At 72.5% G+C, this 8,182-nt stretch carries 7 protein-coding genes; all 7 read right to left on the bottom strand.

The features are described 5' to 3' along the window. Positions 1-495: 495 nt before the first annotated feature. The 7 genes from dapB to ACI79E_RS22190 all read right to left on the bottom strand — a co-directional run bounded on the left by dapB (position 496) and on the right by ACI79E_RS22190 (position 8,122). On the bottom strand, positions 496-1,302 hold the full coding sequence (dapB, locus tag ACI79E_RS22160) for a 4-hydroxy-tetrahydrodipicolinate reductase (protein ID WP_456934743.1): 807 nt from the start codon (positions 1,300-1,302) through the stop codon (positions 496-498). Between the two features lie 48 nt (positions 1,303-1,350). After that, positions 1,351-1,719 carry a VanZ family protein gene (locus tag ACI79E_RS22165; RefSeq protein WP_456934744.1) on the bottom strand — a complete coding sequence of 123 codons (369 nt, stop codon included), beginning with the start codon at positions 1,717-1,719 and terminating at the stop codon, positions 1,351-1,353. Beyond that, positions 1,716-3,098: a M16 family metallopeptidase gene (locus tag ACI79E_RS22170; RefSeq protein ID WP_456934745.1), complete on the bottom strand. Its 1,383-nt coding sequence runs from the start codon at positions 3,096-3,098 to the stop codon at positions 1,716-1,718. The genes ACI79E_RS22165 and ACI79E_RS22170 overlap by 4 nt, the downstream gene beginning before the upstream one ends. Then, a complete protein-coding gene (locus ACI79E_RS22175) occupies positions 3,095-5,365 on the bottom strand; it encodes a polyribonucleotide nucleotidyltransferase (protein ID WP_456934746.1) in 2,271 nt (756 codons plus the stop codon). Before ACI79E_RS22175 ends, ACI79E_RS22170 begins: the two co-directional genes overlap by 4 nt. A 240-nt stretch (positions 5,366-5,605) precedes the next feature. Continuing rightward, the gene (rpsO, locus tag ACI79E_RS22180) at positions 5,606-5,875 is read right to left on the bottom strand and encodes a 30S ribosomal protein S15 (RefSeq protein ID WP_072920360.1); all 270 of its coding nucleotides are present in this window, start codon (positions 5,873-5,875) and stop codon (positions 5,606-5,608) included. A gap of 125 nt (positions 5,876-6,000) precedes the next feature. Beyond that, entirely contained in the window at positions 6,001-6,978 is a 978-nt protein-coding gene (locus tag ACI79E_RS22185; RefSeq protein ID WP_456934747.1) for a bifunctional riboflavin kinase/FAD synthetase, read from the bottom strand. 4 nt (positions 6,979-6,982) lie between these two features. After that, positions 6,983-8,122, bottom strand: coding sequence for a branched-chain amino acid aminotransferase (locus ACI79E_RS22190; RefSeq protein WP_456934748.1), 1,140 nt, complete (start codon positions 8,120-8,122; stop codon positions 6,983-6,985). Between the last annotated feature and the right edge of the window lie 60 nt (positions 8,123-8,182).

The following is an 8,182-nucleotide window of genomic DNA, read 5'->3' on the forward strand; positions in this document are numbered from 1 at the left end:
CTGAGCCAGGATCAAACTCTCCGTAGATGAATTTGCATCCCCAGCCGAGAACCGAGAGCTAGCACTCTCGATGTCAATCAACCAAAGGAATCCCTCACCACACACACAAGTGCGCAGTGCGGGGGTATAAAACTTGGCACTGACTTTCGGCACGCTGTTGAGTTCTCAAGGAGCGGACGCGCAGGAAGTAGACCCTCGCGGGCTTCGTCCCTGGCGACTTGTCCTACCGTACGCCGTGCACGGCTCGCTGTCACACCCGGGGGTCTGACCGGCGGCTCCCGGGTCTCGGACCCGGTCTCGCTCGGCGCAGAGAGAAAGTTACGCGGCCGGGGAGGCCGCGTCAAACCGCTCTGGCCCCGAGAAGGGTCCAAGGACCCTTGCGGATGCCACCCCAGGGACGAAAGCGCAGGTCAGAGCGTCGTGGCCGTCCGCTGAATGCGACGGAGGTCACTGCGCCGAGCCCCCACCAGCCCCACGACCGGCTCGCGACCGGCCTCAGAGCCCCAGGAGGCTCTCGATCCCGATGGTGAGGCCCGGTCGCCGGGCGACCTCCCGGACGGCCAGCAGGACGCCCGGCATGAACGACGCGCGGTCGTAGGAGTCGTGCCGGAGGGTCAGGGTCTCCCCCGGCGCACCCATCAGCACCTCCTGGTGGGCGACGAGGCCACTGAGGCGGACGGCGTGCACGGCGACCCCGTCGACGTCGGCACCACGGGCTCCCGGCAGGGCGTCGGTGGTGGCGTCGGGCGAGGACGGCAGGCCGGCGGCGGCACGGGCCGACGCGATGAGCCGGGCGGTGCGGACGGCCGTCCCCGACGGGGCGTCGACCTTGTTGGGGTGGTGCAGCTCCACGATCTCGGTGGAGGGGAAGAAGCGCGCCGCCTCCTGGGCGAAGCGCATGAGCAGGATCGCCCCGATGCCGAAGTTGGGGGCGATCACCACACCGACGTCGGGCTTGGGCTCGAGCCACTCGGCGACGGTGGCCAACCGGGCCTCGTCGAAGCCGGTGGTGCCGACGACGCAGTGGATGTTGTTGTCGATGCAGAACCGGATGTTGTCCATGACGACGTCCGGGCGGGTGAAGTCGACGACGACCTGCGCGCCGGTGTTGGCCAGGTCGAACAGCCACTCCCCCGAGTCGACCATCGCCACGAGCTCGAGGTCGTCGGCGGCGTTGACCGCCTTGACCACCTCCGTGCCCATCCGGCCTCGGGCGCCCAGCACCCCCACGGGGATGAGCGGGGTCTCCCCCGGTGCCGTCGCGGATCCGTGCTGGTCAGAGGCGGGGGTACCGGTGGTCACGCGGTCAGGTTTCCCGGCGGACGCCGGGGATGCAAGGCGGCCGCGCCGTCAGCCGGCGGTCCTCCGGAGCAGGCCGGCGGCCAGCAGCAGGCCGAGCAGGACCCCGACGACGTCGGCCGCCCAGTCCGCGACCGAGGCGGAGCGCTCCAGGGGCAACGCACCCTGCAAGACCTCGCTGAGCGCTGCGTAGGCCACCAGCAGCGCGCCGAGCAGGCCCGCCCGGATGCCGGCCCACCGCCCGCTGACGGCCAGGACCGCGAACAGCACCAGGTGCACCAGCTTGTCCACCCCGGGAGGCGAGGACGGGACGTCGTCCCCCGGGGCGAACAGGACGGCCAGGGACACGAGCACGGCCACGGCGAGGACGCCGCGGGAGAGCGCACCGTGGGCCGCGAGCGTGGGGTGGCGGGCGCTCATCCGAGCCGGTCGAGGTCGGACTCGCGGTACGGGCCGACCACCGCCAGGCACGTCTCGCGGGCCAGCAGCTCGGCGGCCACCGACCGGACGTCGTCCTCGGTGACGCCGTCGAGGCGGGTCAGGACCTCGCGCACCGGCAGGTACTCCCCGTAGGACAACTCGCTCTTGCCGAGCCGGCTCATCCGGGACCCGGTGTCCTCGAGCCCGAGGACCAGGCCGCCCTTGAGCTGGCCCCGGCCGCGGGCGACTTCCTCGGCGGTGAGCCCGTCGGCGGCGACCCGCGCCAGCTCCTCCCGGACCAGGCGCAGCACCTCGGGCACCCGCCGGGGCGAGCACCCGGCGTAGACGGAGAACGCCCCGGTGCCGGCGTAGTGGGTGAGCGCGGTGCCGACGCTGTAGACCAGCCCGCGCTTCTCCCGGATCTCCTGGAACAGCCGTGAGCTCATCCCCCCGCCGACGGCGGTCTCCATGACCGCCGCGGCGTAGCGCCGCTCGTCGAGCCGGCCCATCCCCACCGAGCCGAGCAGCAGGTGCGCCTGCTCGGTGCGGCGGTGGATCAGCCCGGTGGGGCGGGCGGGTCGGGTGGGGGTGCCCTCCTCGCCCCGCCGCAGCGGGGCCGGCGTGGCCGGCCCGGCCAGGCGGGACCCGAAGGCGGCCGCGACCAGGTCGAGCACCTCCCGGTGGTCCACCCGGCCGGCCGCGGTCACCACGATCGAGGGCAGGACGTACCGCTGCCGGTACCAGCCGTCGACGTCGTCGCGGGTCAGCGCCTCGATGGAGTCGACCGTGCCCAGCACCGACCGGCCCAGGGCCGTGCCGGCGAAGAGCGTCTCGGCGAACAGGTCGTGCACGGCGTCGGCGGGCTCGTCGTCGCGCATGGCGATCTCCTCGAGCACCACCGTCCGCTCCGACTCGAGGTCCTCGGCGGTGTTCAGCGCGTCGGTGACCAGGTCACCGAGGAGCGTGACGGCCAGCGGCAGGTCGCTGGCCAGCACGTTGGCGTAGTAGCAGGTGTGCTCCTTGGCGGTGAAGGCGTTCATCTCCCCGCCCACGGCGTCCATCGCCGTGGCGATCTCCAGCGCGCCGCGGCTGCCGGTGCCCTTGAACAGCAGGTGCTCGAGGAAGTGCGAGGAGCCGGCGACGTCGTCGGTCTCGTCCCGGGACCCGACACCCACCCAGATGCCGACGGTCGCCGACAGCACCCCGGGCATGGTCTCGGTCAGGACCCGCAGGCCCCCGGGCAGCTCGGTGCGTTCCACCCGGCCGCCGAACTCGTCGACGTCGAGGACGACGGTCTCCCCGACACCGGCCGGGGCCGGGACGGACGTCGCTGCGCCCGTGCCGGCCCCGGTCGTGAACTGCGTGGTGTCCGTGGTCACGCCTCCGCGGGCGCGGCCGCGTCGGCCGGGGCGTCGGAGGCGGCGGCCTCGCCCTCGGCGGCGACCGGCACCAGGCTGATCTTGCCGCGGGCGTCGATGTCGGTGATCTCCACCTGCAGCTTGTCGCCGACGTTCACGACGTCCTCGACCTTGGCGATGCGCTTGCCGCCGCCGAGCTTGCTGATGTGGACCAGGCCGTCCTTGCCCGGGAGCAGGGAGACGAAGGCACCGAACGGCGTGGTCTTGACGACCGTGCCGAGGAAGCGCTCGCCGACCTTGGGCATCTGCGGGTTGGCGATGGCGTTGATCCGGTCCACCGCGGCCTGGGCCGAGGGGCCGTCGGAGGCGCCGACGTAGATCGTGCCGTCGTCCTCGATGGTGATGTCCGCGCCGGTCTCGTCCTGGATCGCGTTGATCATCTGACCCTTGGGGCCGATGACCGCGCCGATCTTGTCCACCGGGATGCGCACCGTGGTGACCCGCGGGGCGTACGGGCTCATCTCGTCGGGACCGTCGATGGCCTCGCCCATGACGTCGAGGATGTGCAGCCGGGCCGCGCGGGCCTGGGTCAGCGCCTGCGCGAGGACGTCGGAGGGGATGCCGTCGAGCTTGGTGTCCAGCTGCAGCGCCGTGACGAAGTCCTTGGTGCCGGCGACCTTGAAGTCCATGTCACCGAAGGCGTCCTCGGCGCCGAGGATGTCGGTCAGCGCGACGTACTCGGTCTTGCCGTCGACCTCGTCGGACACCAGGCCCATGGCGATGCCGGCCACCGGGGCCTTCAGCGGGACACCGGCGTTGAGCAGGGCCAGCGTCGAGGCGCAGACCGAGCCCATGGACGTCGAGCCGTTGGAGCCCAGCGCCTCGGAGACCTGCCGGATCGCGTAGGGGAACTCCTCGCGGTCGGGCAGCACCGGCAGGAGCGCCCGCTCGGCGAGCGCGCCGTGGCCGATCTCGCGGCGCTTGGGCGAGCCCACCCGGCCGGTCTCACCGGTGGAGTACGGCGGGAAGTTGTAGTTGTGCATGTACCGCTTGCGCGTCTCGGGCGAGAGCGTGTCCAGCTGCTGCTCCATGCGGAGCATGTTCAGCGTGGTGATGCCCAGGATCTGGGTCTCGCCGCGCTCGAACAGCGCCGAGCCGTGCACCCGCGGGACGACCTCGACCTCGGCCGACAGCGGCCGGATGTCGGTCAGGCCACGACCGTCGATGCGCACCTTGTCGCGCAGGATGCGCTGGCGGACGACCTTCTTGGTGACCGCCCGGAAGGCCCCGGAGATCTCCTTCTCGCGCCCCTCGAACTGGCCGGCCAGGGCGGCCTTGACCTCGTCCTTGAGGGCGTCGGTGGCCAGCTCGCGCTCCTGCTTGCCGGCGATGGCCTGCACCTCGGCGAGCCGGGCGGCGGCCTGCGCCTCGACGGCGGCGTAGACGTCGTCCTGGTAGTCCAGGAAGCGGGGGAACTCCGCGACCGGCTTGGCGGCCTTGGCGGCCAGCGCGCTCTGCGCCTCGCACAGCGCCTTGATGAACGGCTTGGCGGCCTCCAGGCCCTGCGCCACGACCTCCTCGGTCGGGGCGGGGGCGCCACCGGCGACCAGCTGGATCGTCTTCTCGGTGGCCTCGGCCTCGACCATCATGATCGCGACGTCGCCGTCCGGGAGGACGCGGCCGGCCACGACCATGTCGAAGACGGCGTCCTCGAGCTCCTTGTGGGTGGGGAAGCCGACCCACTGGCCGTTGATCAGCGCGACGCGGGTGCCGCCGACCGGGCCGGAGAACGGCAGGCCCGACAGCTGGGTGGAGGCCGAGGCCCCGTTGATCGCCAGCACGTCGTAGAGGTGGTCGGGGTCCAGCGACAGGACCGTGATGACGACCTGGACCTCGTTGCGCAGGCCCTTGGCGAAGGTGGGGCGCAGCGGTCGGTCGATCAGCCGGCAGGTGAGGATGGCGTCCTCGGAGGGCCGGCCCTCGCGGCGGAAGAACGAGCCGGGGATCCGCCCGGCGGCGTACATGCGCTCCTCGACGTCGACCGTCAGCGGGAAGAAGTCGAACTGCTCCTTGGGCTGGCGGCCGGCCGTGGTGGCCGACAGCAGCATGGTGTCGCCCATGGAGACGACGACCGAGCCGGCCGCCTGGCGGGCCAGCCGGCCGGTCTCGAAGGTGACGCTGCGGCTGCCGAAGCTGCCGTTGTCGATGACCGCGGTGGCGGTGGTGACGCCGTCCTCGGGGTCGAACTCGGCAGCGGTGCTGCCGTCCTGCGTGGTGGGTGCGGACACGTCGTCCTCTTCCTACGTCGCATGCGGCGACGTCCTCTTGTGGCGCCCTGCGCCGAACTGCGCCCGGGTGACCGGTCTTCGATCGAAGCCCTCGGGAGGGTTCCCCGTCGGGGGACGACCATGCCCGGGGGCCACTACCGAGGACCGACCAGCGTGGTGGTGCGGCGAGGGGCCGGGGGTCTCGTGGGCGGGTGCCGCACGAGAGAGGGGACCGTCCCGGCGGGACGGCCCCCTCGTGGCTCAGCGGCGCAGGCCGAGCCGCTCGATGAGCGAGCGGTAACGGTTGATGTCCGTCTTCGCCAGGTAGTTCAGCAGCCGGCGACGCCGGCCGACCAGCAGGAGCAGGCCCCGCCGGCTGTGGTGGTCGTGCTTGTGCTGCTTGAGGTGCTCGGTCAGGTCGCTGATCCGGCGGGTCAGCATCGCGACCTGCACCTCGGGCGAGCCGGTGTCCTTCTCGACCGTCGCGTACTCGGTCATGATCTGCTGCTTCGTCGCGCTGTCGAGCGCCATGGACTGCCTCCTGGCCAGGTCACGTGTGGCCCCCGGTCTCGGTCACGGGGGCAGGCTGCACACACGTCGGGGGTACCGACGCCGTCGTCAAGGTTACACACCGGCGCACGGCGGCCGTCGGTGCGTCAGCCCAGCCCCAGCAGCGCGCGGGTCTCGGCGACGTCGCGGTCCATCGCCTCGACCAGTTCCCCCACGTCGGCGAAGGCGAGCATCGGGCGCAGCCGCTGGACGAACTCCACCCCGACGTGCTCGCCGTAGAGGTCCCCCTCGAAGTCCAGGAGGAACGCCTCGACGGTGCGCCGGCTGCCCTGGAAGGTCGGGTTGGTGCCGACCGAGATCGCCGCCGGTGAGGTGCTGACCGTGGCGCCGCTGCGCGGGTCGCGGATGACCAGGGACCCGGCGTAGACCCCGTCGGCCGGGACGGCGGTGAAGGGCGGGGACTCCACGTTCGCCGTCGGGTACCCCAGCTCGCGGCCCCGGCGGTCCCCCCGGACGACGACCCCCTCGATCCGGTGCGGCCGGCCCAGGGCGCGGGCGGCCGAGGTCATGTCGCCGGCGGCCACGCAGGCCCGGATGTAGGTCGAGGAGATGGTGATCTCGCCGGCCGCCGCGGAGTCCGGGCCCATGGTCACGTTGGCCAGCGGCACGCCCTCCACCGCGAAGCCGAAGCGCCGTCCCTCCTGGGTGAGCGTCGCGACGGTGCCGGCCGCCCGGTGGCCGTAGGTGAAGTTCTCCCCCACGACGACCGACGCGACGTGCAGGTGCTCGACCAGCACGGTGTGCGTGAAGGTCTCCGGCGACATCCGCATGAACTCGGGGGTGAACGGCAGCACGCACATGGCGTCGACGCCGAGGGCGGCCACCAGCTCGGCCTTGCGGTCCATCGAGGTGAGGATCGCCGGGTGCGAGCCGGGGCGCACCACCTCGGAGGGGTGCGGGTCGAAGGTGAGCAGCAGGCACGGCCGCCCCGCCGAGCGCGCCCGCGCCACCGCGGTGCCGATCAGCTCCTGGTGCCCCCGGTGGACACCGTCGTACATGCCGACGGTGACCACCGTGCGGCCGAGGTCACCCGGGGTGGCCTCCAGCCCCCGCCAACGGAGCACGGGTTCAGGCGACCCGGTGCAGCCAGCCGTGGGTGTCGAGCACCCGGCCGTGCTGGATGTCGAGCAGGTGTCCGCGCAGCTTCATCGTGACCGGGCCGGGCTTGCCGTCGCCGACGGTGAAGTCGCCGGTGCGGGCCTTGACCTCCCCGACCGGGGTGATCACCGCAGCGGTGCCGCAGGCGAAGGTCTCGGTGACGGTGCCGTCGGCGACCCCGGCCCGCCACTCGTCCACGCTGAACCGGCGCTCGGTGACGGTGTGGCCCATCTCGCGGGCGACGGTGATCAGCGAGTCGCGGGTGATGCCGGGCAGCAGGGTGCCGGTGAGCTCGGGGGTGACCAGCTCGGCGTCGTCCCCCTCGCCGAGGACGAAGAACAGGTTCATCCCGCCCATCTCCTCGACGTAGCGCTTCTCCACCGCGTCGAGCCACACGACCTGGTCGCAGCCGGCGGCGATCGCCTGCTCCTGCGCCAGCAGGCTGGCGGCGTAGTTGCCGGCGCACTTGACGTCGCCGGTGCCGCCGGGCGCGGCCCGGATGTAGTCCTCCGACAGGTACACCGACACCGGGTGGACCCCGCGGGGGAAGTACGCGCCGGCCGGGCTGGCGATCACCAGGAACAGGTACTCGTGGGCCGGCCGGACCCCGAGGAACGGCTCGGTCGCCAGCTGGTAGGGGCGCAGGTAGAGGGTCTGGTCGGGGCCGGTGGGCACCCAGTCGCGGTCGGCGTCGACCAGGGCGTCGACGGCGGCGAGGAACGCCTCCTCGGGCACCGGCGGCATCGCCAGCCGCTTGGCGCCGCGGACGAAGCGGGCCGCGTTGGCCTCGGGTCGGAAGGTCGCGACGCTGCCGTCGGGCTGGGCGTAGGCCTTGAGCCCCTCGAAGATCGACTGCGCGTAGTGCAGGGCGGCGGTGGCCGGGTCGACCTGCAGCGGGGCGTAGGCGGTCAGCCGGGCGTCGTACCAGCCCTCCCCCGCGCGGTACCGGGCCACGAACATGGAGTCGGTGAAGTAGCGGCCGAAACCCGGATCGGCCAGCAGCTCGGCACGCTCGGCCGTGGGGCGCCGGCGCACGTCCTCCACGACCACCGGCACGCTCCCGGTGAACATCCGGGAGGAGGTACGGCTGTCGGCGAGCGTGTCGGTCATGGCTCCCACTTCGCGGCGTGCGGGCATCAACGGGCGGGTCCGGCGGACTGCCGGACCCGC

The organism is Geodermatophilus sp. SYSU D00079 (genome assembly GCF_054050635.1).